The organism is Gemmatimonadota bacterium, from assembly GCA_016713785.1.
Taxonomy (GTDB): domain Bacteria; phylum Gemmatimonadota; class Gemmatimonadetes; order Gemmatimonadales; family GWC2-71-9; genus JADJOM01.
The window spans coordinates 288256-312510 of record JADJOM010000002.1; the positions used below are offsets into that span (position 1 = coordinate 288256).

Below are 24255 nucleotides of genomic sequence, written 5' to 3' on the forward strand. Positions count from 1 at the left end.
ACACCGAGTAGGTCGGCGCCACCTTCCGGGGCCCGGTGATCAAGGCCTGCAGCCCGGACCGGCCGGACAGCCTCAGAACCACTCCCCCAGCCGCACGAACATCCCGTTGCGGCTGTCGCGGGTGATGCCGTACTCCACCCGGATCTGGCCGATCGGCGTGGCGGCGCCGACGCCGATGCGTCCGCCGGTCTGCCACCGGCCGCGGGGCACCGCCGGCCCGCCCGTGGCCACCTGCCCCGACACCGCCGTGACCCGCGCCGAGATCGGCCCGAAGAGCGGCCGCTCCACCAGCAGCTCCAGCGACAGCTCGCGATCGCCCCGCAGCTCCCCGACGTTGAGCCCCGGGAAGCCGTCCACGCCCCCCAGCGGGAAGGTGCGCTGCAGCGGCAGGTCGCGGCCCCACCCGAAGCGCAGCGTGGGCGTGACCCGGAGTCCGTTGAGCGGGAAGACCCGCCGCGCCTCCACCTCCACCCGGCGATAGCGGTCGAGCAGCATCCCCTGCGCCCAGATGCCGCTGGGACGGTAGCGCGGGCCGCTGCTGATCTGCGCCACGCCGCCCCACGCCGTCCCCTCGGGCGCGCCCCCCTCCGCGTGCCAGGTGTGCGCCACGCCGCCGAGCTCCACCAGCCACTCCCGCCCGAAGCGCCGCTCCGCCCCCACGATGGCGGTGAGCTCGCGCACCTTGGTGGACGGCAGGCTGCCGCCCTTCTTGTTGAAGGCGCGGACCTCCTCGCGCGCGATCATCCCGCCCAGCAGCGGCCGCTGCAGCAGCCGGCCCACCCCGGCGGTGCGGAAGTTGAGCGCCAGCTCCTGGCGCAGCTCGCCGAGCACCAGCGTCCCCGAGGTCTCGACGCGGGGAATGGTGGCGCCGCGGTCCACGCCGCCCACCCACATCTGCCCGCCGAGGTCGTTGTCGTAGGCCACGCCGGCCACGCCCACCCGCGGGGCGGCGGTGCGCACCAGCACGTCGAGGCGCAGGGCGTCGGCGGGCCCGGTGGGGCGCAGCCACACCTCGCGGAACTCGTCGAGCTGCGCCAGGCGGGTGAGGTCGTCGCGCAGCGCCCCGACCTCGAGGTCGTTCCCCTCGCGCAGCCGCAGCTGCCGGCGGAGCAGCGTCTCGTCGCCGGGGCGGCCGCCGGAGAGGCCGATCTCGGTGACGTGGTACAGCGGGCTCTGCCGCGGCTCCAGCGGCGGCGCGCCACAGAGAGTGCGGCCCTCGAGCGCGGCGCGCGCCGCCTCGTAGCCGGCGTGGCGGATCTCCCGCTGGTGCAGCATGTCGAAGTCGAGCGGCTGGTAGGAATCCACCGCCGGCCGGATGAGCAGGTCGTCGGGGCCCAGGGAGTCGAGCGGCTGGGTAAAGAGGTAGGAGACCAGCAGGTCGGCCACGACCAGCGGGTTCTCGCCCTGCACCGAGTCGGGGGGCCGCCAGCTCACGTCGGAGACGATGAGCCGCGCCGCGCCCTGGGCCCGCGCCACGCCGATCGGCACGTTGGCGGCGAGGCCGCCGTCCACCAGCTGCCGCCCCTCGATGCGCACCGGGTCGAACACCAGCGGGATGGCCATGCTGGCCCGCACCGCGCGGGCCAGGTCGCCGCTCTCGAGCACCACCGCGGCGCGGGTGCGCAGGTCGGTGGCCACCGCGCGGAAGGGGATCGGCAGGGAATCGAAGCTGCCGCGGGCAAAGAGATTGCCGCGGAGCAGGGCGCGGTTGAGGGCGGCGTTCACCCCGGTCTCCCGCGCGATCGACTGCGCCACCCGGAAGCCGCCCGTCCCCTGCTCCCACACCACCAGCGGACGCCGGTCGCCCAGGGCGCGCGGGGTGCGCTGGTCGGCGTTGGTGAACAGCTCCGCCAGCCCCAGCGAATCGGCCAGCGACGCGATCTGGGCGGCGCTGTAGCCGCTGGCGTACATCGCCCCCACGATGGACCCCATGCTGGTGCCCACCACGAAGTCGGGCCGCACCCCCAGGCTGTCGAGCACCCGGAGCACCCCGATGTGGGCCAGCCCCTTGGCGCCGCCCCCGGAGAGCACCAGCCCGAGCGGCCCCCGGTCGGGGCAGGCCTGGGCCCGGAGCGCGCCGGCCGGGCCCCCGGCCAGGAGGGCAATCATGAAGAACACCAAGGCTCGACAAACACGCATGGGGCAAACATAATCGCCCCCTTGCGCCGGGCATCGGTGGGTCATAATACTTGGCGCTCAACGGCGTGATTCCACCCGATTCCGGCGGCCGCTGCCGGCATCACCCTGATCGAGGAGCAGCAGCATGGCCTACGTGATCACTGAAGCCTGCATCGGCGTCAAGGATCGCGCCTGCGTGGACGTCTGTCCCGTGGATTGCATCTACGAGGGCGAGGACCAGCTCTACATCCACCCGGACGAGTGCATCGACTGCGGCGCCTGCGAGCCGGAGTGCCCGGTCAACGCCATCTTCCCGGAAGAGGACGTCCCGGCCAACCAGCAGACCTTCATCGCCAAGAACAAGGACGCGTTCACCAGCGACACGCCGCCGGGCAAGCCCAAGAAGTAGCTGATAGGCCCCGGCCATCGGCCGATCGGACCCGTCAACCAGTCCACGACCCCCCGCTCCGGCGGGGGGTCGTTCGTCATTGGGGGGACGGCAGCCTGACGGAAAGGAGAGACGCCCCATTGCCGAACTGCATTGGCCGCGGCAATGGGGCGTGGAGGGAAGGAGTCAGCGGGTCTACCCGGGGGTAACCCCGCCACGCATATAGACGCACCGGCCCCGGGAAAAGTTGCAGCGCTAGCTGTGGAGCCCCAGGCCGGTCAGGAAATCGGCCAGCAGCGCGGCCGTCGCCTCGGGCCGCTCCATCGGGGTGAGGTGGCCGGCGCCCGGCACCACGGCCAGCCGCGCCCCGGGGATGGCGGTGGTCATGGCCTGGGCGCCGTCCTTGGGGGTGATCTGGTCCTGCTCCCCAACTACCACCAGCGTGGGAGTCCGGGTCAGGAGGGGGAGGTCCTGGGTGCTGTCGGGCCGGTCGCGGAGGGCGCCGAGGGCGCCGAGGATGCCGCTCACCGGTGTGGCCTCCATCATCTTCCGCACCCGCTCCACCAGCGCCGGGTTCTCGGTGGCGGCGGCCGGCGCCAGCATCTTCGGCAGCATGGCGTCGGCGATGGCGCGGGCGCCCCCCTCGCGGGCCAGGGCCGCGGCGGCATCGCGCGCCTTGCGGCCCTCGAGCGTGTCGGCCTCCGACCGCGTGTCCATCAGCACCATCCCGCGCACCCGCTCGTGCGCCCGCCGCAGCATCTCGAACGCCACGTACCCGCCCATCGAGAGCCCGCACAGCACCACCCGCTCCACCCCCAGCGTGTCGAGCAGCGCCAGCAGGTCCTCGGCGTAGGTGGCCATGCTGTAGCCCAGGTCGGGCGCGTCCGACTGCCCCATCCCCCGCAGGTCCGGGGCGATCCGCAGCCACCCCTCGAGGTGCGCCAGCGGGTAGTCCCAGATCGAGTGGTCGAGCGGGTAGCCGTGGATGAACAGCACCGCGGGCCCCTGGCCCCGCACGTCCACGGCCAGGTTCACGCCGTTGACCGCCACCCGCCGCAGGTTGCCGGCGAGCGGCTTGTCGGCCATCACCTGGGACAGCGCCTCGGGCACCGGCACCGGCCGGCCCTGCGCGTCCACGCACACGAACACCAGCTCCGCCGTGGCGATCAGCGCGTCGTCGCGCAGCCGCCGCGCGGTCTGCCGCAGGGTGAAGCTGGTGCGGCCCAGGTGCACCAGCACCTGGGAGAAGCGGATCACGTCGCCGGGAAAGGCGGGGGCGTGGTACTCCACCACCGACTTCCGCACCGCGGGCCAGGCGCCCTGGCGGGTGAAGAAGTCCATGCCGGGACCCCGGGCCAGGGTCTCCCACCGGGCGCGCTCGAACAGGGCGATGAACGACGCCTGGTTGAGGTGCCCGTATGCATCACATTCGTCGGGGTAGACCGTCAGGTCGATGTCGGGGGAGGCCAAAGCGACTCCGCGTAGCGGTGCGCGTCCCGCAGCACCGGGTGGTCCATCGGGGGCGCCACGAGCGACGGGTCAAAGGTATGCCAGAAGCAGACATGCCGGAAGGAACCGGCGAGGCTCCGCACCGCGGCGCAGGCCTTGGCGCTGTAGGTGGCATCGAGCAGGATGCCCCGTTCGGCCAGGCGGACGCGGGCGGTCGCCGCCGCGGTGGTGTCGTGGCCGTAGCCGGCGCCGAGCTGCGCGCCATCGAGGCGCAGCGTGGCGGCGCCGGCCGGCGCGCCCAGCAGCGCGCGGGTGCGCGCGGCCAGTGACAGGATGCGCCGCCGGGTGGTGAACCAGGGGTCGGTGACCCGCACCGCCACGATGGTCACCGGCCAGCCCAGCAGGCCCGCCCCCACCAGCAGGCCGGCGGCGGTGCCGCCGGAGCCGTAGGGCACGACGATCGCCTCGGGGCGGGGAAAGCCCTCCGCGGTGAGCTGGCCGGCGCACTCGAGCAGCGCGTTGACGCTGCCGAGCACCCCCAGCGGGGTGGCGCCGCCGGCCGGCAGCCAGGTGACGGGCCCGTGCCGCCGCGCGGCGCGCCAGGCGCGGGCCACCGCCAGGGGCAGCTGCCAGCGGCGGGCGGCCAGGTGCACCCCCGCGCCGGCCACCGTGGTGCCGAGCGCCCCCGCCACCGCGGCCGACCAGGGCTGGGGAAAGAGCGCCACCTCCGCCCGCTGCCCGGTGCCGCCGGTGGCGGCGGCGAGCGCGGCGCACCAGGTGGAGCCGTAGGCGCCCATCGTCACCAGGGCGGGGCCCGCCGCGGGGAGCAGCCACTCCAGGGCGCGCCGCTTGTTGCCGCCGGCCAGGTCGTCGCGCTTGACCAGGAAGGAGGCGAGGCCGCACTCCGCGGCGAGGGCGGGGTGCGATTCCAGCGGCGAGGGGAGCCGCGCCAGCGGGCGCCGCACGAGCGGCCGGCGGAGGTGGGCCTCGAGGGGGAGGGTCACCCCCGCAGGGTACCGCGGGCCGCGGGCGGGGTCCAGTATCGCGGCGCGGGATTCGGGGGAGCGGGGTGTGCGACTAGATTGCACCGTTGCCGTGACCTCCACTCCCACGCGATGCGCCGCCATGCGAGCTGCCCCTGAGCCCATTCCTCACGCCCACGCCGGCGCGCGCGCGTGACTGACGCCGGCGCCGCGGGCGACCTCTACCTCGACACCCAGCCGGCGGTCGATGCCTTCGTCGGCGGGCTGCGCGATGCCCCGCTCCTGGCGGTGGACACCGAGGCGGCGAGCTTCCACCGCTATCGCGACCGCATCTACCTGATCCAGCTCTCCACCCGGGACCGCACCGCCGTCATCGACCCGGTGGCGGTGCCGGACCTCGCGGCCCTCGGCGCCCTGCTGGCCGACCCCGCCATCGAGACCCTGTTCCACGACGCCGACTACGACCTCCGCATCCTGCACCGCGACTACGGCTTCACCGCGCGCAACCTGTTCGACACCCGGATCGCGGCCCAGCTGCTCAACGAACCCGGCATCGGGCTCGCCGCGCTGCTCGAGAAGTACCTCGGCGTCACCCTCGACAAGAAGTACCAGCGCGCCGACTGGTCGGTGCGGCCGCTCATCCCCGAGATGCTGGCCTACGCCGCCGACGACACCCGCTACCTGGCGCAGCTCCGCGACATCCTCAAGGACCAGCTGACCGCCATCGGGCGGTGGCACTGGGCGGAGGAGGAGTTCCAGCTGCTGGAGCAGGTGCGCTGGAGCGTGAACGGACCGCCGGAGGAGGCGTACCTGCGCCTCAAGGGCGCGCGGACGCTGCGCGGCCACCAGCTCGCGGTGCTGCGCGAGCTCTTCGCGTGGCGGGAGGGCGTGGCCGGCCAGCTCGACCGGGCGCCGTTCCGGGTGCTGATGAACGACGCCATGCTCAGCATCGCCAAGGCGATGCCGGCCGACGAGACGGCGCTCAAGGAGCTCAAGGCCCTCTCGCCCGACCAGCTGCGGCGCCGGGGCGCCGACCTGCTGGCCGCGGTGGCGCGCGGCGTCGCGGCGCCGGCCGACAGCATCCCGGTGTTCGAGCGGGGGCGGCGGATGGCGCCCGACCTGGCCTACGAGGCGCGGCTGGAGCGGCTCAAGGCGGTGCGCAACCAGGCGGCGGAGGCGCTGCCGCTGGCGCCGGGGGTGCTGTGCGCCAACGGGATCCTCGAGGCCATCGCGCGGCTGGAGCCGAAGGCCGTGGCCGACCTGGCGCAGGTGGAGGGGATGCGGCGGTGGCAGGTGGAGGTGCTGGGGAAGGCGCTGGTCGGGACCTGAGGCGCGCGGCCGGGCGCGCCACCACCACGCCGGTCATCCCCCCAGGAACGCCCGGATCCGCGGGTCCATCCGTTCGGGCGTCCAGTACGGCTCCCAGACAATCTCGACACTGACCGCCTTCACGCCCTCGAGGTCCTCGATGGCGCGCTTCACGTCGCCCACGATCTCGGGGCCGGAGGGACAGCCGGGGGAGGTGAGCGTCATGTTGACGTGCACGTCCCCGTCCTCGCTCACGGTGATGTCGTAGATCAGGCCGATGTCGACCACGTTGAGGTTGAGCTCCGGATCCTTGACCCCACGGAGTGCCTTCCGGACCGTCTCTGGTGTCTGCATGCTGCCTCCTGCGTCAATCCTAGTGCCGTGGTCGGGAAGGGGCTACGGGTTGGGCGGTAAGGCGGTAAGGCGGTAGGGCGGTAGGGCGGTAGGGCGGCGACCGAGGGCCCTTCGGACGCAGCGCAGCTCCCGATCGGGCCCGCGGGAGTCCCTGGGAACGGTTCCGGGGCGCCGAAGATCTGCCCGGAGGAACGAACCGCCCGACCGACGAACCGTCAGCGGACGCACTCGACGCGGCGGAATCGCCGGCGCGGCGATTCGGCCGCGGAGGCCCCGGAAAAGCCGCGCGGCTCCTGGTCGGTCCGGCGGGAGTCCCATGCGGCGCTCCCGGGGCGCTGAAAGTATTCCCGGAGGCACGAACCGCCCAACCGACGAACCGCCCAACCGTCCGACGACCCGAAAGATCCGCCGGCCGGTGTTACGGCGCCGCGGAACGGACGAGCGCGTCGGCGAGGGCCCCGCGGACGCCGCGCAGGGCGCGGATGGAATTCCCGAGGCGCGGGGCGTAGCTCCGGTTGGTGAGGAACACCACGAAGAGGTCGCGCGCGGGGTCGGCCCAGAGGAGGGTGCCGGTCCAGCCGGTGTGGCCGAAGGCGGCGTCGGAGAGTCCGGAGCCGTAGGCGGAGTCGCAGGGCCTGGGGCAGGGCTCGCCGGCGCCGTTGGCGCGGTGGGGCGGGCGCTCCCAGCCGAGGAGCCGGGTGGCGCCGGAATCACCGGGGGAGAGGAAGAGCCGCACGGTGGCCGGCGAGAAGACGCGCGCCCCCTCCAGTTCCCCCTCGCCCAGCCAGAGCCGGAGGTAGCGCGCCAGGTCCGCCCCCGTCCCGAACAGCCCCGCATGCCCCGCCGCGCCGCCGAACCGCGCCGCGTTCTGGTCGTTGACGGTGCAGCAGACCGGCCGCCCGCGATACTGCCCCGTGGGCGCGGTCCGCTCCCGGGCCGCGGCCGGCACCCCGTAGCCGGTGTGCGTCATCCCGGCTGGCCCCAGCACCACGCGGGGCACGACGCGCTCCAGCGGCTCGCCGCTCACCGCCTCCACCAGCAGTCCGAGCAGCAGGAAGTTGAGGTCGCTGTATTCCACCGTGGCGCCGGGCGCGCGGCGCAGCGGGGTGCGGTAGAGCAGGGCGATGGCGCTGTCGCGGCTCTGGGTGCGGCGGAAGAACTCGAGGTAGGCGGGGAGGCCGGAGGTGTGGTCGAGGAGCATGCGGACGGTGACGCGATGCTTTGTCCCACCGACAAACCGCGGCAGGTACCGCTCCACCGGCGCATCCAGCGCCACCTTCCCCTCCTCCACCAGCCGCGCCACCGCCGGCATCGTCCCCACCACCTTGGTGAGGCTGGCCAGGTCGTAGCGGGTGGAGTCGGGATCGGGCACCGGCGACGCCGCCGACCAGGTGAGGTGGCCGTAGCCCCTCTGGTAGCGGATGCCCGCACGCCCCCCCACCACGAGCACGGCGCCGGGATAGATGCCACGGCGGATGCCGGACTCGATGATCGAGTCCGCCACCCGGTACTGCTGCGCCCCGAGCGCCGCCGGCAGCAGCGCCATCGCTATTGTGGCCACCCACCGCCGCATTCACCCTCCCCTGGGCCACCAGCCGCCGTACCGCCGTACCGCCCTACCGCCCAATGAATCCCGTCGGCAGCTCGTACAGGAACCGCAGCGAGAACCGGTCCCGGTCACTCAGCGCCAGCGCCGTCGCGATCGGGTACATCACGTCCGCGGCGTGGCTCGAATGCGGCAGCCCCAGCGCGTGCCCGATCTCGTGCAGCGCCACGGCGCGGCGGCTCTCCGGTGGCAGCGGGCGCCCCGACGAGGGAGAACGGGTCACGAGGGTGAGCACCGTGCGGCGGATCCGGCCGCCGCGGTCCCAGGTCACGTCGGTGACGCCGGCGCGGTCGGCCTCGAGGGTGTCGGCCCACTGGATGAGGAAATCGGCCTGACTGCTGTCGGCCTCCTCGAGCCAGCGGAGCCCCACCGCGGCGGGATTCCACGCGTCGAGCGCCCAGCGCACGTCGCCCACCATCTCGGGGAGGAAGCCGCTGGCGCCCCCGGGCACGATCGCCACCCGGATCACGTGCATGCCGCCGGGCCAGTGGCGGACGATCGAGTCGGTCTCGGAGAAGAGCGAATCGAGGAAGTGCCGCTCCACCTGGGCGGTGAGCTGGGTGCGGACGCCGAGCCGGGTGAGCGAGTCGAGCGGGACGATGCCCGGCAGTTCGAGCGGGGGGCCGGCCCGGTGATCGCGGGCGGCATCGAGGGTCAGGTCGGCGCGGGGCGCCGGCGCCGCCCCAGCCACTGCGCCGGTGGCCGCGGCCGTCCGGCGGGCGCGCAGCCGCCCCCAGGCGGTGAGCGCCACGAGGGTGGCCAGCAGCAGCAGCAGGGCGCGGCGGAGCATGACGGGGGAATATCGGCCCCCGGGCGATCCGGGCGCCACCGCTGGCGCCCAAGTGGTTGTCCCCCTAGAATTTCGCCGACCGCACTGCCCGCATCCGCCCCCGCTCGCACCGGGAGTTCTCCCGCTCGTGGCTTCCGCTCTCTCGCGCGCCCTGATCCGCTGGCGCTGGGCCATCATCGTCGTCTGGGCGGTGATCGGCTACGTGGCGGCGGAGAAGTCCCCCCAGGTCGTGCAGGTGCTCAACGTGCGCGGCGGCACCCGGGAGCCCACCGAGGCGGGCGCGGCCGACATCCTGCTCCGCACCCGGTTCGCGCGGCCGCTCAACGACTTCTTCGCCGTCACCCTGCAGGCGCCGGCCCCGGTGGACAGCGGCCCCGGCGCGCTGCTGCTCGACAGCCTCCTCGCCAAGTTCTCCCGCCAGCCGTGGCTCGGCACGGTGGCGTCGTTCCGGAGCACCGGCGACTCCACGTTCATCAGCAAGGACGGCCGCACCACCTTCGTGGTGGTGGCGGTGAACGCCGACAAGGGCGACAGCGTGGCCAGGCTGGTGGCGCCGGTCCGCGCCCTGGTGCAGGAGGCCTTCCGCCAGACCGGCGTGGACTCCGCCAGCCACCAGGTGCGGGTCACCGGCCGCTCCCCGCTCGACCTCGACGTGCGCACCGTGGTGGCCGCCGACAGCAAGCGCGGCGAGCTCCGCCTGCTGCCGCTCACGGCGGGGATCCTGCTGCTCGCCTTCGGGGCGCTGGTGGCGGCGGTGCTGCCGCTCATCATCGGGTTCCTGGCCATCTGGGTGACCCTCGCGGTGGTGGTGATCCTCGCCGACTACACGCCGATGTCGGTCTTCGTGCTCAACATGACGACCATGCTCGGCCTCGGCGTGGGCATCGACTACTCGCTGCTCATCGTCACCCGGTTCCGGGAGGAGCTGAACCGCGGGCTGCGCCGCCAGGAGGCCGCCGCCCGCGCGCTCAGCACCGCCGGCGCCGCGGTGCTCACCTCCGGGATGACGGTGGTGGTGGGCTTCGCGGCGCTGCTGCTCACCCCGCTGGTGGAGACGCAGTCGGTGGGGATCGGCGGGCTGGTGGTGGTGGCGGTGGCGGTGGCGCTCTCCACCACGCTGCTCCCCGCGCTGCTCGCGGTGCTGGGCCGCCAGATCGACCGGCCCCGCTGGCTGGCGCGGCGGCTCACCTGGTACCACGCGCCCGGCGCCTGGGAGAAGTGGGCCCGCAGTCTCTCCCGCAACCCGGTGCGCGCCCTCACCATCGGCGGGGCGGTGATCGCGCTGCTCACCGCGCCGGTGTTCTGGATCAAGATCGGGCTGCCGGCGCGCAACTGGTGGCCCACCGCCACCGAGGCCGGCCAGGGGGTGCAGACCCTCGAGGCCATGGGCGTGGCCAACATCATCCTGCCGGTGCGGATGGTGATCGAGCTGCCCGAGGGGCAGAGCGCGGTGTCGGCGGCCAGCCTGCGCGGGCTCAGGGCGCTCTCCGATTCGCTCAAGGCCGACGGCCGGGTGGCGCAGGTGCGCAGCCTGGTGGACCTCGAGCCGGGGATGGGCATCCTCGAGTACTCGATCCTCTACGGCAACCTCGAGGACGCCCGGACCCGCTACGGCGGCTTCCTCGACGCGTACCTCTCCACCGACCAGCGGGTGACGCTGATCGACGTGGTGCTCAAGGACACCACCAGCCTCACCTCGGGGATGGACCTCTCGCGCCACGCGCGGACCCTCGCCAAGGTCCCGCCCAAGCAGCTGCGCGGGGCCACGATCGTGGTGGGGGGCTACACCGCCGCGAGCCTGGACCTGCAGGAGGTGCTGCTGCGCCGCTTCCCGATGCTGGTGGTGCTCATCCTGGGCTGCACCGGGCTCATGCTGGCCATCGTGTTCCGCTCGGTGCTGGTGCCGATCAAGGCGGTCATCATGAACACCCTCTCGGTGAGCGCCACCTTCGGCCTCATCGTGCTGGTGTTCCAGCACGGCATCGGCGCCGGCCTCTTCGGGCTCGACGGCCCCACCTCGGCGATCTTCGTGGTGGTGCCGGTGCTGGTCTTCGCCGTGGTGTTCGGGCTCAGCATGGACTACGAGGTGTTCCTGCTGGCCCGGGTCAAGGAGGCGTTCGACAAGACCGGCAACAACGAGAAGGCCACCGAGGAGGGGCTCTCCGCCACCGCCTCGGTGATCACCAGCGCCGCGCTGATCATGATCCTGGTCTTCGGGGTGTTCGCCTTTGCCCGGGTGCTGGCGATGCAGTTCCTGGGCTTCGGGCTGGCGGTGGCGGTGCTGCTCGACGCCACGATCATCCGGATGGTGCTGGTGCCGGCCATCATGCACCTGGCGGGGGAGTGGAACTGGTGGCCGGGGTACCGGCGCAAGCCCAAGGCCACTACGAACAGCTGATCGCCCCGTCGTTCGTGGCCGTGCCGACCGGCGCGGCGTTGCCCACCACCACGTAGCACTGCTTGGTGACCTTGGGGTTGGCCACGCTGCCGGACCAGCCCGAGGCGGTGGCCTCGTGGATGGTGATGGTGTTGCCCGCGGTGTAGTTGGGGTTGAGCGAGTCGGTGGTGATGCTGTAGAAGCGGTGGTCGAAGTAGAACGCCTCCTGCTCCTCGGTGACGGCCCGGAGGTCGGAGGTCATGCTGGCGATGGTGGCCTTGTCCTTGGTGTTCTGCAGCCGGGCGAAGCCCAGCGTGGCCAGGATGCCGAGGACCACCATGACCACCAGCATCTCGATGATCGTGAAGCCGCGCCGGGTGGGGGCGTGTCGCATGCGGGTGCTCCTCAGTGTTTGGCCTCGAGCCAGTTGTCCCCGACCCCCACATCCACCACCAGCGGGACCTTGAGCTCCGCCGCCCCCTCCATATGCCGGCGCACCAGCGCCACCGCCTGGTCCACCGCGGCGGTCTCGGCCTCGAGGACCAGTTCGTCGTGCACCTGTAGCAACAACCGGGCCGGGAGCCTGGATTCGGCCAGGGCGGCGTGGATCCGGACCATGGCGACCTTGATCAGGTCGGCCGCCGACCCCTGGAGGGGCGTGTTCTGGGCCGTGCGCTCGGCGAAGGCCCGCAGGTTGAAGTTCTTCTCGTTGATCTCCGGGATGTAGCGCCGCCGGCCGAAGAGGGTCTCCACGTAGCCGTGCTCCCGGGCCAGCCGGACCTGCAGGTCGAGGTAGGCCCGGACCCCCGCGAAGCGCTCGAAGTACTGCTGGATGAAGGTCCGGGCCTCCTCCTGGGTGATGCCGAGCTGGCGGGAGAGGGCAAACGGCCCCTGGCCGTAGATGGTGCCGAAGTTGATGGTCTTGGCCCGGGCCCGCATCTCGCCGGTCACGTCAGGCAGGGGCACCCCGAAGATCACCGCCGCGGTCTGCCGGTGGATATCGTCGCCGGAGCGGAAGGCCGCGATGAAGGCGGGGTCCTCGGAGAGGTGCGCCATGAGGCGCAGCTCGATCTGCGAGTAGTCCGCGACCACGAAGCGGCACCCCGCGGCGGGCACGAAGCCCTTGCGGATCTCCTCGCCCCGGGGCGAGCGCACCGGGATGTTCTGCAGGTTGGGCTCGGACGAGGAGAGCCGGCCGGTGGCGGCGCCGGTCTGGTTGAAGCTGGTGTGGATGCGGCCGGTGGCGCGGTTCACCCGGGCGGGGAGCACGTCCACGTAGGTGCTCTTGAGCTTCTGCACCTCGCGGTACTCGAGAATGAGGCCCGGCACCTCGTGCCCCATGGCCGAGAGCTGCTCCAGCACGTCGGCGTCGGTGGAGGGGCCGGTCTTGGTCTTCTTGAGCACCGGCAGCTGCAGCTTCTCGAACAGCAGCGCGGCGAGCTGCTTCGGGGAGTTGAGGTTGACCGTGGCGCCGGCGGCCTGGGCGATCTTCGCCTCGAGCGCCACCAGGTCGGTGGTGAGCTCCACCGAGACCCGGCTGAACCGGGCGGCGTCGATGGCAATGCCGTCCCACTCCATGTCCACGAGCACCGGCACCAGCGGCATCTCGAGGTCGCGCAGCAGCGGCTCGAGCCCCATCTCCCGCAGCGACGGCGCGAAGAACTGGTGCAGCGCCAGCACGGTGGCGCTGTCGGCCCCGCAGTACGCCGCCGCCTCCGGCACCGGCACCTCGGCGAAGGGGATCTGCGCCTTGCCCTTGCCGGTGAGGTCGGTGTAGCTCCGCATCCCGCGGCCCAGGTGCTCCAGGCTCAGGGTGTCGATGGCGTGGGAGCGGCGCCCCGGGTCGAGCACGAAGCTGGCGAGCATGGAGTCGTAGGCCGCGCCCGCCAGCTCCACGCCCGCCCGGCGCAGCACCTGCCAGTCGTACTTGAGGTTGTGCCCCGCCTTGGGCACCGCCGGGTCCTGCAGCAGCGCCACCAGCCCGGCGCAGGCGGGATCGGTGATCGGCGGCAGGTTGCGCACCGGGTCGGGGGCGGCGAGCTCCCCCGCCGGGGGCCGGTGGCCGAACGGCAGGTACCACACCTCGTCCGCCGCCGCCGCCAGCGACAGCCCGATCAGCTCGGCGTCGTGCGGCTCGAGCGAGCTGGTCTCGGTGTCGAGCGCCACCAGCGGCGCCCGCCGCAGCCGCTCCAGCAGCGCGGGCAGCGCCGCCGGGTCGTCGAGCACCGGCACCGCCATCCCCGGGGCGTCGGTCCCGGGCGCGGTGGGCGCCACGGCCGCCGCCGGCGCCGCGGCGCCCTCGGCCGCGCCCTCCAGCCGCTTGGCCAGGGTGTAGAACTCGAGCTCGCTCACCACCCGCAGCAGCTCCGCCCGGTCCGGCTCCTGCTCCGCCAGCGCCGCGGGGTCGAGCGTCACGGGCACGTCGCGCTGGATGGTCACCAGCTGGCGGGAGAGCCGCGCGTCGGCGGCGTGCTGCTCCAGCGCCTCCCGCGCCCGCTTCCCCTTCACCTCGCCCGCGCGGCCCAGCATCGCCTCCAGGCTGCCGAACTGCGCCAGCAGCTCCACCGCGCCCTTGCTGCCGATGCCCTTCACCCCGGGCACGTTGTCGGAGGCGTCGCCCACCAGCGCCAGGTAGTCCACCACCTGCGCCGGCGGCACGCCGAGCCGGTCGGCGGCGTTGGCCTCGTCCACCCACAGCTCGTCCACCGCGCCGGGGCCGCCGCGGCCGGGGTTGAGCAGCGCCACCCGCGGGCCGATCAGCTGGTAGAAGTCCTTGTCGCCCGAGACCACCACCACCTGCCACCCCTGGTCTACCCCCAGCCGCGCCATGGTGCCGATGACGTCATCGGCCTCGTACCCCGGCACCGCCACCACCGGCACCCGGAAGGCGCGCAGCAGCTGCTCGATCCGCACCACCGACCGGTCGAACTCGGCCTGCAGCTCGTCGTCGAGCTTCTCGCGGGTGGACTTGTACTCGGGATAGAGCGCGGTGCGGAAGGAGTCGCCGGCGTCGTGCACCCAGGCCAGGTACTCCGGCCGGTACTTCTCCCGCAGCCGGAGCAGGAAGTTCACCACCCCCCACGCGGCGGAGGTGTTCTCCCCGCGGGTGGTGCGGAGCGGCCGGGAGATGAGGGCGAAGAAGGCCCGGTAGATCAGGGCATAACCGTCGATGAGGAACAGCTGGGGGGGCGAATGCGGCATGGACGGAATGTGCCGCCGCGACGCCGGGGGGGGTAGGGCGGGGAGGAGACGACGGGAAACGGGAAGCGGGAAGCGGGAAGCGGAACGAACGGGGCGACGGGGCCTGCGCCCCTGGTCTACGCCGTCCGGTCCCGCGTCCCGCGGCCTGTCTCAGTCCGCCTGGCGCGACAGCCGCGCCACCACCCGCTCGAGCTCCGCGCGCGAGCCGGGGGTCAGGCGGTAGCGGCTGAAGCCGGTCTCGTCGACGAAGTAGAGCACCAGCTGGTAGCCGGTGTAGCCCCAGCGGATCAGGCGGCCTTCGCTGGCGGGGCTCGCGTCGAAGATCTCGTCGGGCTCGCCGAGGCGGATGTAGACCTCGCCCCGGTCGGTGCGCCAGCCGGCCACGCCCTCGTCGCGGAAGCGCAGGTTGGCGCGGGCCAGGCGGGCAAAGTAGAGGTCGAGCGCCTCATTGGCGGGAGTGGCGCTGTTGGGATCGGAGGCGCGGTAGAACCGCTTCCAGGCGTCGCCCCGCTCGGCGGCGGGCGCCTTGCGCAGCGAGTCGAGGCCGGGCGAGGGGGTGAAGAAGCGGAGCAGCGCCACCAGGTCCTCGAAGTTGGTGACCACCCAGCCCTGGGAGAACGAGACCACGGCGATGGTGCTGTCCTGCGCCGGGCCGCTCCCCACCACGATGTGCAGCTCGCCGAGCGGGGCGGAGTCGGGGGTGAAGCGGATGAGCGCGCTCTCCACGGCCTGGCCGCCGGCAAAGCGCAGCGAGTCGGTGCGGATGACGCTGTCGCGCATGTCGCGGAGCACCACGGGAACGGTGGTGGGCCCGGTGAGCCCGTAGGCCTCGACGTAGGCCGCGGCGGTGTCGCCGCCGTAGGCCACGGTGCCGCGCGGGTTGAGGATCACGGCGAGCGGCGCCTCGCGGGTGCCGCGCCCCGAGGACTGGTACACCAGCCGCGGCGCCGAGACGCTGCCCGGCGCGAAGGCCGGCGCCTGGTACACCGCCTCGGCCCGGCCGGTCCGGGCGCCGAGCTGGTCGATCACCAGCAGCACCACCCGGTAGCTGCCCGGCGCGAGGGTGAGACCGTCCTGGTACAGCACGCTCTCGTCGTTGCGCTGGGTCTCGGCAAACGTCCCCACCCGCACCGTCTGGTCCTTGGCGGAGACGACCGTGGCCCCGCCGCCCACCGGCGTGGCGGAGAACTCCACCCGGTAGCGGGCCGCGAAGGCGTCGCCGTCCTTCTGGAAGGCCAGGCTGCGGCTCTCGAGCGAGAGGCCCATCAGCGCGACGGTGGAGTCGCCGGGGCCGCCGAAGAAGCCCACCTCGGCCACGAAGGGAAGCGGCGGGCCGGCGGTGAGCCGTCCCAGCCGCCGGTAGACGGTGGTGAGGTCCAGCATCTGGGTCAGGGTCTGGCCCTGATTGGGCTGCGGCTGGCTGCCCACGCGGCCCCAGGAACCACAGCCGGTGAGCGCGAGGGCGAGCAGGGCAGCGACGGCGGCAGTGGGTCGGGGCATCATGACCTAGCTTAGTGATCGTGGTGGAAGAGCGTCAAGCAACGGCTGCTTGCTCCCCCATTGGAGCGGGACTAGCTTGGAGCATCCCATGAGTCAGGACAGCCTCATCGGCCGGACGATCGCCGGGTACCGCCTCCTCGCCCACGTGGGTGAGGGCGGGACGGCCACCGTCTACAAGGCCGAACACCCCGAGACCGGCATCGCCGCCGTGAAGGTCCTGCGCACCCGCCTGGCGCAGGACCCGGTGGCCATCAAGCGCTTCCTGCGCGAGGCGGAGTTCGGCACGCGCGTCAACCACCCGAACATCGTCAAGACGTACACCTACGGCCAGACCGAGGACCTGTACTACCTCGCCATGGAGTGGGTCGAGGGCGAGGCGCTCGAGAAGTTCGCCATCCGCTCCGGGCAGCTGGCCCCCGCCCTGGTGAGCCACATCATCGAGCAGATCGGCGGGGCGCTCACCGCGGCGCACGGCCAGGGAATCATCCACCGGGACCTCAAGCCCGCCAACATCCAGTACAACCCCGAGACCCAGCGCGCGGTCCTGCTCGACTTCGGCATCGCCCGCGACGCCGACCTCAAGCCCGAGGAGCGGCTCACCCGCACCGGGTTCTTCGTGGGCACCCTGCAGTACGTGGCCCCCGAGGCGCTCTCCGGCGAGCTGGTCAGCGAGCAGGCCGACGTCTACAGCCTGGCCACGATCGCCTACTACCTGCTCACCAGCGCCCTGCCCTACAACGGTCGCTCCCCCCGGGAGCTGTTCCAGCAGCTGCTCACCCAGCCGCCCACCCCGCTCAACCAGGCGGTGAAGGGGCTCAAGTTCCCGGTGGCCGTGGAAGAGGCTATCATGGCCGGCCTGGAACGCGACCTGGGCAAGCGCAGCAAGACGGTTGACGAGTTCACCGCCAGACTTTGCACCGCGCTGCGCCAGGGCGGCGAGCGCAAGAGCTTCCTCAAGAGCCTCTTCGGCAAATGACCACCGCGGATTCCGCCGCGCTCGACCGACTGCTGCTGGCGCGGTCCGTCAAGCGGGGCCACTTCGTGCTGGCCTCCGGCCGCACCTCCACGTTCTACATCGATTGCCGGCTCACCACCATGGCCGCCGAGGGGCTGGTGCTCATCGGCCAGCTGGGGCTCGCCGCCCTGCGCGAGGCCGGCTGGGCGCCCCGCAGCATCGGCGGGCTCACCATGGGCGCCGACCCGGTGGCCTACGCCATCGCCGCCGCCAGCGCGGGCCGCCCCCCGATCCTCGATGCCTTCAGCGTCCGCAAGGAAGCCAAGGCCCACGGCACCGGCCGCCGGGTGGAGGGGAACTTCACCGCCGGCGACGCCGTGGTGGTGGTCGAGGACGTGATCACCACCGGCGGCTCCGCCCTCAAGGCCATCGAGGCCATCCGCGAGGAGGGCGGCACCGTGCTGGGCGTGCTGGCCGTGGTCGATCGCGAGGAGGGGGGCCGGGCCACCCTCGAGGCTGCCGGTCACACGGTAGTTGCGCTGACGACCTCCACCCGCCTGGGCCTCAAGTAGGCCGGTCCCGCCACGCTCACCGCTTCCCGCCCCGGGCCAGGGGCCGGAAGCGCCGCCACACCTCCCGGTAGGGCTCCACCATCAGCACCAGGAACCGGTCCAGCGCCGCGTCGAAGGGAAAGCGCCGGCGCAGCTCGGACGTGGTGATCCCCATCAAGCCCCGCACATGCCGGCCGAGACTCTGGGGAGACGAGTAGTCGAGCCGGTAGGCCACGTCGGCGACGGTGTAGCCCTGGCGCTCGAAGAGCAGGGTGGCGTGCACCAGCCGCATGGCGGCGAGGTAGCTCTTGGGGCTGGGGAGCCCGGCGCGACCGAAGCGGGACATGAGCGTGGTGGAGGGGATGCCGAGCTGGGCGGCGAACTGGAGCGCGGTGGGAACCTCGGGGGCCAGGCGGATGAGCGCCTCGAAGAAGAGCCGGGTGTCTGGGGGGATGTCGTCGCCGAGGGCGGCAAGGACGGGGCCCTGGATGCGGGCGGCGTCGCGGGTGGCGGGCTGGCCCAGCAGGCTGCGCAGCCGGTGCCAGCCCTCGGGGCCGGTGACGTCGATGACCTGGCGGACCCCGCTCGCGCCGAGGTGCAGCAGCACCTCCGAGCCGCGGGGGTCGTGGCTGCTGACCAGGGCCACGGTGGGGATGCCGGGGAAGCCGCGCACCAGCTGGCCCAGGGAGTCGAACTGCTGCTCGGGGCACTGGTGCACCGAGACCAGCACGGCATCCACCGGGCGCTCCCGGACGGCGCGGATGGCCTCCGGGATGGACTCGCGGTGCACCAGCGAGAACCAGCCGGTGCCCGCGGCCTCCACCCGGGGCCGTTCCTCGGGCCGGAGCACGGTGGCAACGATGGGGGCGGTGGGGCGTGGGGGCATGGCGGCATCCGGTCGGGAGATGGCCGCCAGCATACGGTGGAGTGCTCAACCCTCGTTCAATCGCGGCACGGCGCAGGGTGCAACCTTCATGGGGCCCGGCGCGTCAGGCCCGGAGGGGACCCGTCCACCGGGGGGCCCCCGTAGGCGTCTCCCGTCTCCCGACCTAAGTTCAGGACCATGACCGAGCCGCCGGAACTGATGGCCCGCCTGCAGGCGGCGCTGGGAGCGCAGTACCGCCTCGAGCGGGCGTTGGGCCACGGCGGCATGGGCGTGGTCTTCCTGGCGCGCGACACCACCCTCGACCGCCCCGTGGCGGTGAAGGTGGTCCATCCCGAACTCGCGGTCCACACCACCATCACCGAGCGGTTCCTGGCCGAGGCGCGCATGATCGCGCGGCTGCGGCATCCCGGCATCGTGGCGGTGCACACCGCCGGCGAGGCGACCGGGGTCTTCTACTACGTGATGGACTACGTCCCCGGCGAGAGCCTGCGGCAGCGGCTGCAGCGCGAGGGGGCGCTGCCGGTGGACCAGGTGCAGCGCATCGTGGCCGACCTGGCCGACGCGCTCGATGCCGCGGGCCGGGCCGGGCTGGTGCACCGCGACGTGAAGCCGGAGAACATCCTGCTGGATGAGGGCTCCGGCCGCGCCATGCTGGCCGACTTCGGTATTGCGCGGGTGATGGCGGGCGAGGTCGATGGCGCCCGCACGGCGCAGGGCGTGGCGGTGGGCACCCCCACCTACATGAGCCCCGAGCAGGCCGCGGGGGAGCAGGTGGACGCCCGCAGCGACCTCTACGCCCTCGGCGTGGTGGCGTACGAGATGCTCACCGGCCGGCCGCCCTTCCGCGCCGAGAATGCGGCGGCGGTGGCCTCCAAGCACCTGGCCGAGGTGGCGGCGCCGGTGGCGGGGAAGCGCCCCGAGACCCCGGCGGCACTGGCGCACGCGGTGACCCGGGCGCTCGAGAAGGATCCGGCGCGGCGGTGGCAGACCGGCGCCGAGATGCGGAACGCGGTGCAGGGGATCACCAGCGCGCCGGTGGCGCCCCGCCGGGGCCGCCGCGTCGGGCTGGCGGCGGCGGCGCTGGGCCTGGCGCTGCTGGTGGTCGGCTTCCTGGCGCTCCGGCCCGGCGGGCCGCCCGAGGGGGTCAACCCGCGGCACTCGATCCTGGTGCTGCCGTTCGACAACCAGCGGCAGGACCCGGCGGTGGAGTGGCTGCGCGACGGCAGCGTGAGCATGCTGGCGCTCAACCTGTCGCAGTGGACCGACCTCACGGTGGTGGACCACGAGCGGCTGCACGACCTGCTGGCCCGCCGCAAGCTCGACGCCCGCGCCCCCCTCGGCCTCGAGATGGCGCGCCGGCTGGCCCGCGACGCCGGCGCCTGGACCGTGGTGCTGGGGGAGTTCACCCGGGTGGGCGACTCGCTGCACCTGCTGGCGCGGGTGTTCGACGTCTCGAGCGGCGCGCGCGTGGACGCCGCCGAGGTCCATGGCCGCCCCGGCGACGACGCGCGGCCGCTCTTCGACCAGCTGGCGGCGCGCCTGCTCAACATCTCCGGCGCGCCGGCCGGGATGACCGCCGACCTGGCCCGGGTGACGACGCCGTCCATCGAGGCGTACCGTGCGTACCTGACGGGGGTGGACGAGCTCAACCGCTGGAACCTGGGCGCGGCGGAGGACGGCTTCCGCCACGCGGTGGAGGCCGACAGCACCTTCGGGCTCGCGTATTACAAGCTCTCGCTCACCCGGGGCTGGCGGACCGGGCCCGCCGATTCGCTGGGCCTGGTCTCGATCCAGCGCGCCACCCGCTTCGCGGAGCGGCTGCCCGAGCACGACCGCGCGATGATCGCCGCCTACCGGCACTTCCTCGAGGGCGATTACACCCGGGGCCAGGCCGCGTACGGGGCGCTGCTGGCCAAGGACTCCACCGACGCCGACGCCTGGTACGGGCTGGGCGACGCCTGGTTCCACGACACCGCCACGGCCAACGTCGCGGCGCGGATGACCCGCTCGCTGCGCGCCTTCAAGCGCACCCTCGCGCTCGACCCGGAGTACTTCCTGGCCTTCGAGCACCTGGCGTGGATCTATCGCCAGGCGGCGCAGGACCAGCCGTTCATGGCGCTGCTGCCCAACGACTCCCTGGTGCCGGCGGAGCGGGAGGGGGGCCGGCCGGCGCTCGACTCCTTTGCGCTGGCGCAGGCGGTGCGCCGGGCCCGCACCGACGGCATCACCAGCGCGCGCGACTGGATGGCGCGGCAGCCGGAGAACGGGCACGCGCAGAACGCGCTGCTCTATGCCCTGCTCGCCGCGGACGACCGGGCCCAGGCGCTGCGGGAGATGGACCGGCTCCGGCTGGCGCCCGAGGGCCGCGACCGGGCCGACCTCCCCTTCCTCCGGGGACGGGTGCTCGCCGCCACCGGCGAGGCCCGCGAGGCACTCAGCACCGTGGCCGGCGCGCTCGACACCCTCACCGCGGCCGACTTCGACGTGACCCGGCTGCCCATCGAGGCGGTGGGCGAGGTGGCGGGGGGCGCCAACCTGCTGGGCTACGCGGGCAAGGTGGAGCTGGCGGGCCGGAGCCTCTCGCTCGCGGCGGAGGTGAGCGCGGACTACCTCCCCGCGGCGCCGCAGTCCCAGCGGCTGGGCCGCCGCACGCTGTACGACTACCTGCTGCAGAGCCACCTGTTCACGGCGCTGGGCGCGCCGGCGGCCCGGCTGCAGCCGCTGTGGGACGACGTGGCCGACAGCGCGCGCCGCGCGCCCCGCGGCACCCGCGCGATGATCGTCAACTTCGGCTGGGCGGCGGCGATGGGGCTCTTCCTGCAGGACCCCTCCAACCCGCGCCCGCTCGAGGAGCTGCAGGCCCTCGACGGCAACCCGACGCCGCCCGAGCTGCAGGCCCTCAGCGCCCTCGACCGGGGCGACTCGACCCGGGCCCGCGCCCTGCTCACGCTCCCCGACTCCGCCACCCCGGCGATCTACCACAAGCGCCCCCAGTGGTGGGGCTACCGCCGGATGATCGCGGCCCACGCCTGGCACGCCCTGGGGGACGACACCCGCGCCCTGGCCTCGCTCGAGATCTTCGCGCCGGAGCACTTCGACACCGAGGGGTTCGACGTGCGCTGGCTGCTGCTGGGCCAGGCGCGGGTGCTGCGCGGAGAGATCTACGAGGGGCAGGGCAAGCCCGATCTGGCCCGGAAGGAGTACGAGGGGGCGCTGGCCCAGTGGGCGGACGCCGACAGCACGCTGGGCCCGCTCATCGGCCGGGTGCGGAGCCGGCTGGCCGGCCTGGCCGGCCCCGGGTAGGCGCCCCCCTGACCCCGTCAGGGGTCCCGGCGTATCTTTCCCACACAGGCTGGACGTGATGGTCGCGGGCCGGGCAACCGGTCCCGAGGAAAGTCCGAGCTCCACCGGGTAGACTGCCAGGTAACGCCTGGGCGCCGCAAGGCGACGGACAGGGCCACAGAAAACAGACCGCCTCCGGCGCGAGCCGGCGGTAAGGGTGAAACGGTGGGGTAAGAGCCCACCGCCCCGAGCGTAAGCGAGGGGGCACGGCAACCCCCAGTCGGTGCAAGGCCAAATAAGCGGCGAGGTGTGACCCACACCGCCCATGGGACGACGGGGCTTGCCCCGGGATTCCAAGCCGCGGGTAGGCTGCTCGAGGCGGTCGGCGACGACCGTCCCAGATAGATGACCATCTCCCGGAGGGGCAACCCCGAGGGAAACAGAACTCGGCTTACGGTCTGGCCTGGGGCCGGGGATCGCCGGGGGGTGCGCACGGCCGTGCGCGCCCACCGGTGCGCCCCGGCCCTCCCGTCCCCCGGGTGCCCGGGGTAGCTTCCTTAGTCGCTGTCCAGCAGGGTGTTACGCATGAGCCGATCGTCGTCGTCGCCGGAGCGGAACAAGCCGTACCCGGACTCGTGGGAGCAGGTGGCGGAGCTGCGGGTGTTCCGCACCGCGGCCACGGACTGGGACCGGCTGGCCACCTGGCGGCAGGACATGTGGAAGCGCGGCTGGCGCCTGCTCAAGGTCACCTCCGACGAGGTCGAACTGGTGGCCGTCTTCGGCAAGACCAAGGCGGACCTGCAGTCGCCGGCCTCGCTCTAGTCGCACTCCATCTCCCATCACACAGAGGAAGTCATGACGGTTCGTCCCTGGCTGGTCGCCCTGGTCAGCGTGAGCGCCCTCGCGGCGTGGACCAACGCGGCCCCCGCGGGGCCGGCGCGGTACCGGGTCGAGGTCAAGACCGCGGTCACCCAGGACCTCACCGCGGTGGGGCAGGGTGAGCAGAAGCAGGAGTTCACCAACACCGGGTTCGTCACCGTCACGACCAAGGACAGCGCCGGCGGCCAGGCGCTGACGATCGTGCTCGACTCGCTGCTGCCGGGCGAGGGCTCGCCCTTCGCGGGCGAGATGGCCAAGGGCGCCGCCGGCACCACGTGGACCGGCTTCCGCCAGCCCAACGGCCGGGTGAAGGACCTCACGAGCGGCTCCGAGAATCCCGCCGCGAACACCATGCAGGGCGTGCTGCAGCAGCTGCTGCCGCCGATGAAGGCCGGCACCCGCGAGGGCCAGAGCTGGACCGACACCACCGAGGCGGACAACGACGGCGTGGCGGTCCGCACCGTCACCAACTTCCAGACCTCGGGCGGGATGATGGACGGCGCCAAGGTGGTCATGCTGGCGGGCGCATCGAGCACCGCGATGTCGGGGCAGCAGAACGGCCCGCAGGGCAGCATGAGCCTCGAGGGGAACGGCACCAGCAGCGCCAACTGGGTGGTGGCCGCCGACGGCACCTGCCTCTCGTCGACGTTCACCGGCACCCAGAACATCGCGGTCACCGTGGCCCAGCTCCCGGAGCCGATCCCGGTGACGGTGAAGCTCGAGGGCTCCACCGCGCTGCTCAAGTAGCCATGCGTCACGGCTGGCGGATCGCGGGGCTGCTCCTGGGCGCGGCATGCGCCTCGGGGGGCCCCGCGAGCCGTCCCGGGGGGCCCGCCCCGGCGCCCGCCACGCCCCGTCCCAGCATCGACCCCGTCCGCACCACGCCGGCGCCGCCGGTGGCGCTGCGCTATCCCCGCAGCGGCGGCGGCATCGTCCGCTACGCCTTCCACCGCCGCGACTCGCTGGCCGCCACGATGCCCAGCGGCGAGACCCAGGTGCAGCAGCTGGCGCGCACCGCGTACCTCACGCTCACCCTGGTGCACGCCGACAGCGGCAGCCGCATCACCGCGGTGGTCGACTCGGTGCGCCCCGACAGCGGCTTCGCGTTCGCGGCGCTGCTGCTCGACAGCGCCCGCAGCGCGCGGTGGACCGCCTGGCGCGACACCACGGGCCACACCCGGGTGGACGCCGGCACCTCGCCCTCGCTCGCGGCGAGCCAGATCCGCGACGAGCTGCAGCTGCTCTTCCCCCCGCTCCCGCCCCAGGGCGTGCTCCCCGGCGCCCGCTGGACCGACTCCACCACCATGGACGGCCGGGTGAGCGCCTTCGCCGCCACCGAGGTGGTGCACAGCCAGCTCGCCGCCGGCACCCTGCTCTCCGCCACCGGGGCCGTGCCGGTGGAGGTGCTGCGCAGCCGCCGCGCGAGCGGCACCGGCACCCAGTTCGGCCAGCCCATCAGCGTGACGGGCACCGGCGCCGACAGCCTGGCCTACCAGCTGCTCACCGATGGCCGCGTGGTGCAGGTGGAGGGCCGCCGCTGGACCGACCTGGTGGTGAGCCTTCCCACGATCGGGCAGTCGGTGCCGGCGCGGGAATCCTCGACGCTCCAGTTCACGCTGCTGCGCTGA

At 73.3% G+C, this 24255-nt stretch carries 19 protein-coding genes and 1 other RNA gene; 10 read left to right on the plus strand and 10 right to left on the minus strand.

Annotated elements, in window-relative coordinates:
* Positions 1-72 precede the first annotated feature (72 nt).
* Complete coding sequence (locus IPJ95_05725) at positions 73-2109, minus strand: patatin-like phospholipase family protein (GenBank protein MBK7923121.1); 2037 nt, start codon at positions 2107-2109, stop codon at positions 73-75.
* Positions 2110-2263: 154 nt separating this feature from the next.
* Between IPJ95_05725 and IPJ95_05730 the strand changes: the two genes are divergently transcribed.
* Positions 2264-2527: a ferredoxin family protein gene (locus IPJ95_05730; GenBank protein MBK7923122.1), complete on the plus strand. Its 264-nt coding sequence runs from the start codon at positions 2264-2266 to the stop codon at positions 2525-2527.
* Between the two features lie 234 nt (positions 2528-2761).
* Here the strand turns inward: IPJ95_05730 and IPJ95_05735 are convergent, their stop codons facing one another.
* Together IPJ95_05735 and IPJ95_05740 are read right to left on the minus strand one after the other, a co-directional pair.
* Positions 2762-3976 carry an alpha/beta fold hydrolase gene (locus tag IPJ95_05735; protein MBK7923123.1) on the minus strand — a complete coding sequence of 405 codons (1215 nt, stop codon included), beginning with the start codon at positions 3974-3976 and terminating at the stop codon, positions 2762-2764.
* A complete protein-coding gene (locus IPJ95_05740) occupies positions 3952-4959 on the minus strand; it encodes a pyridoxal-phosphate dependent enzyme (protein MBK7923124.1) in 1008 nt (335 codons plus the stop codon). Before IPJ95_05740 ends, IPJ95_05735 begins: the two co-directional genes overlap by 25 nt.
* Before the next feature lie 171 nt (positions 4960-5130).
* Here IPJ95_05740 and IPJ95_05745 point away from each other — a divergent pair, with 171 nt between their 5' ends.
* Positions 5131-6267 (plus strand): ribonuclease D, encoded by a 1137-nt coding sequence (locus IPJ95_05745; GenBank protein MBK7923125.1) that lies wholly within the window; start codon positions 5131-5133, stop codon positions 6265-6267.
* A 33-nt stretch (positions 6268-6300) separates the two neighbouring features.
* Here the strand turns inward: IPJ95_05745 and IPJ95_05750 are convergent, their stop codons facing one another.
* The 3 genes from IPJ95_05750 to IPJ95_05760 all read right to left on the minus strand — a co-directional run bounded on the left by IPJ95_05750 (position 6301) and on the right by IPJ95_05760 (position 8996).
* The gene (locus tag IPJ95_05750; protein ID MBK7923126.1) at positions 6301-6600 is read right to left on the minus strand and encodes a DUF59 domain-containing protein; all 300 of its coding nucleotides are present in this window, start codon (positions 6598-6600) and stop codon (positions 6301-6303) included.
* Positions 6601-7018: 418 nt separating this feature from the next.
* A complete protein-coding gene (locus tag IPJ95_05755) occupies positions 7019-8173 on the minus strand; it encodes a serine hydrolase (GenBank protein ID MBK7923127.1) in 1155 nt (384 codons plus the stop codon).
* A 43-nt stretch (positions 8174-8216) separates the two neighbouring features.
* Positions 8217-8996, minus strand: coding sequence for a matrixin family metalloprotease (locus IPJ95_05760; protein ID MBK7923128.1), 780 nt, complete (start codon positions 8994-8996; stop codon positions 8217-8219).
* 127 nt (positions 8997-9123) lie between these two features.
* Between IPJ95_05760 and IPJ95_05765 the strand changes: the two genes are divergently transcribed.
* A complete protein-coding gene (locus tag IPJ95_05765) occupies positions 9124-11394 on the plus strand; it encodes an MMPL family transporter (protein MBK7923129.1) in 2271 nt (756 codons plus the stop codon).
* Here IPJ95_05765 and IPJ95_05770 read toward each other — a convergent pair.
* The 3 genes from IPJ95_05770 to IPJ95_05780 form a co-directional block, all read right to left on the minus strand.
* On the minus strand, positions 11381-11767 hold the full coding sequence (locus IPJ95_05770; protein MBK7923130.1) for a type II secretion system protein: 387 nt from the start codon (positions 11765-11767) through the stop codon (positions 11381-11383). The two genes, IPJ95_05765 and IPJ95_05770, sit on opposite strands and share 14 nt — an antisense overlap.
* An 11-nt stretch (positions 11768-11778) precedes the next feature.
* The gene (gene polA, locus IPJ95_05775) at positions 11779-14574 is read right to left on the minus strand and encodes a DNA polymerase I (GenBank protein MBK7923131.1); all 2796 of its coding nucleotides are present in this window, start codon (positions 14572-14574) and stop codon (positions 11779-11781) included.
* 150 nt (positions 14575-14724) lie between these two features.
* Positions 14725-16074 carry a GWxTD domain-containing protein gene (locus IPJ95_05780; GenBank protein ID MBK7923132.1) on the minus strand — a complete coding sequence of 450 codons (1350 nt, stop codon included), beginning with the start codon at positions 16072-16074 and terminating at the stop codon, positions 14725-14727.
* Between the two features lie 88 nt (positions 16075-16162).
* Between IPJ95_05780 and IPJ95_05785 the strand changes: the two genes are divergently transcribed.
* Both IPJ95_05785 and pyrE read left to right on the plus strand, forming a co-directional pair.
* A complete protein-coding gene (locus tag IPJ95_05785) occupies positions 16163-17050 on the plus strand; it encodes a serine/threonine protein kinase (protein MBK7923133.1) in 888 nt (295 codons plus the stop codon).
* Positions 17047-17601, plus strand: coding sequence for an orotate phosphoribosyltransferase (gene pyrE, locus IPJ95_05790; GenBank protein ID MBK7923134.1), 555 nt, complete (start codon positions 17047-17049; stop codon positions 17599-17601). The genes IPJ95_05785 and pyrE overlap by 4 nt, the downstream gene beginning before the upstream one ends.
* A 16-nt stretch (positions 17602-17617) precedes the next feature.
* Here pyrE and IPJ95_05795 read toward each other — a convergent pair whose 3' ends face one another.
* A complete protein-coding gene (locus tag IPJ95_05795; protein MBK7923135.1) occupies positions 17618-18466 on the minus strand; it encodes a helix-turn-helix domain-containing protein in 849 nt (282 codons plus the stop codon).
* 177 nt (positions 18467-18643) lie between these two features.
* On the opposite strand from IPJ95_05795, the gene IPJ95_05800 reads away from it, so the two are divergent.
* The 5 genes from IPJ95_05800 to IPJ95_05820 all read left to right on the plus strand — a co-directional run bounded on the left by IPJ95_05800 (position 18644) and on the right by IPJ95_05820 (position 24255).
* Positions 18644-21769: a protein kinase gene (locus tag IPJ95_05800; protein MBK7923136.1), complete on the plus strand. Its 3126-nt coding sequence runs from the start codon at positions 18644-18646 to the stop codon at positions 21767-21769.
* Positions 21770-21814: 45 nt separating this feature from the next.
* An RNA gene (gene rnpB, locus IPJ95_05805) (RNase P RNA component class A) lies at positions 21815-22218 on the plus strand.
* A 115-nt stretch (positions 22219-22333) separates the two neighbouring features.
* Positions 22334-22570 (plus strand): hypothetical protein, encoded by a 237-nt coding sequence (locus IPJ95_05810; GenBank protein MBK7923137.1) that lies wholly within the window; start codon positions 22334-22336, stop codon positions 22568-22570.
* Between the two features lie 33 nt (positions 22571-22603).
* The gene (locus IPJ95_05815; GenBank protein ID MBK7923138.1) at positions 22604-23374 is read left to right on the plus strand and encodes a hypothetical protein; all 771 of its coding nucleotides are present in this window, start codon (positions 22604-22606) and stop codon (positions 23372-23374) included.
* Positions 23375-23376: 2 nt separating this feature from the next.
* Positions 23377-24255 (plus strand): hypothetical protein, encoded by an 879-nt coding sequence (locus IPJ95_05820; protein ID MBK7923139.1) that lies wholly within the window; start codon positions 23377-23379, stop codon positions 24253-24255.

Excerpts from the sequence above, each read along its gene's own strand:
- IPJ95_05780 (MBK7923132.1), bottom strand. The coding sequence starts at position 16,074 with ATGCCCCGACCCACTGCCGCCGTCGCTGCCCTGCTCGCCCTCGCGCTC.
- IPJ95_05810 (MBK7923137.1), top strand. The coding sequence starts at position 22,334 with ATGAGCCGATCGTCGTCGTCGCCGGAGCGGAACAAGCCGTACCCGGAC.
- pyrE (MBK7923134.1), top strand. The coding sequence starts at position 17,047 with ATGACCACCGCGGATTCCGCCGCGCTCGACCGACTGCTGCTGGCGCGG.
- IPJ95_05785 (MBK7923133.1), top strand. The coding sequence starts at position 16,163 with ATGAGTCAGGACAGCCTCATCGGCCGGACGATCGCCGGGTACCGCCTC.
- IPJ95_05725 (MBK7923121.1), bottom strand. The coding sequence starts at position 2,109 with ATGATTGCCCTCCTGGCCGGGGGCCCGGCCGGCGCGCTCCGGGCCCAG.
- IPJ95_05795 (MBK7923135.1), bottom strand. The coding sequence starts at position 18,466 with ATGCCCCCACGCCCCACCGCCCCCATCGTTGCCACCGTGCTCCGGCCC.
- IPJ95_05730 (MBK7923122.1), top strand. The coding sequence starts at position 2,264 with ATGGCCTACGTGATCACTGAAGCCTGCATCGGCGTCAAGGATCGCGCC.
- IPJ95_05800 (MBK7923136.1), top strand. The coding sequence starts at position 18,644 with ATGACCGAGCCGCCGGAACTGATGGCCCGCCTGCAGGCGGCGCTGGGA.
- IPJ95_05820 (MBK7923139.1), top strand. The coding sequence starts at position 23,377 with ATGCGTCACGGCTGGCGGATCGCGGGGCTGCTCCTGGGCGCGGCATGC.
- IPJ95_05750 (MBK7923126.1), bottom strand. The coding sequence starts at position 6,600 with ATGCAGACACCAGAGACGGTCCGGAAGGCACTCCGTGGGGTCAAGGAT.
- IPJ95_05815 (MBK7923138.1), top strand. The coding sequence starts at position 22,604 with ATGACGGTTCGTCCCTGGCTGGTCGCCCTGGTCAGCGTGAGCGCCCTC.
- polA (MBK7923131.1), bottom strand. The coding sequence starts at position 14,574 with ATGCCGCATTCGCCCCCCCAGCTGTTCCTCATCGACGGTTATGCCCTG.
- IPJ95_05760 (MBK7923128.1), bottom strand. The coding sequence starts at position 8,996 with ATGCTCCGCCGCGCCCTGCTGCTGCTGCTGGCCACCCTCGTGGCGCTC.
- IPJ95_05770 (MBK7923130.1), bottom strand. The coding sequence starts at position 11,767 with ATGCGACACGCCCCCACCCGGCGCGGCTTCACGATCATCGAGATGCTG.
- IPJ95_05755 (MBK7923127.1), bottom strand. The coding sequence starts at position 8,173 with ATGCGGCGGTGGGTGGCCACAATAGCGATGGCGCTGCTGCCGGCGGCG.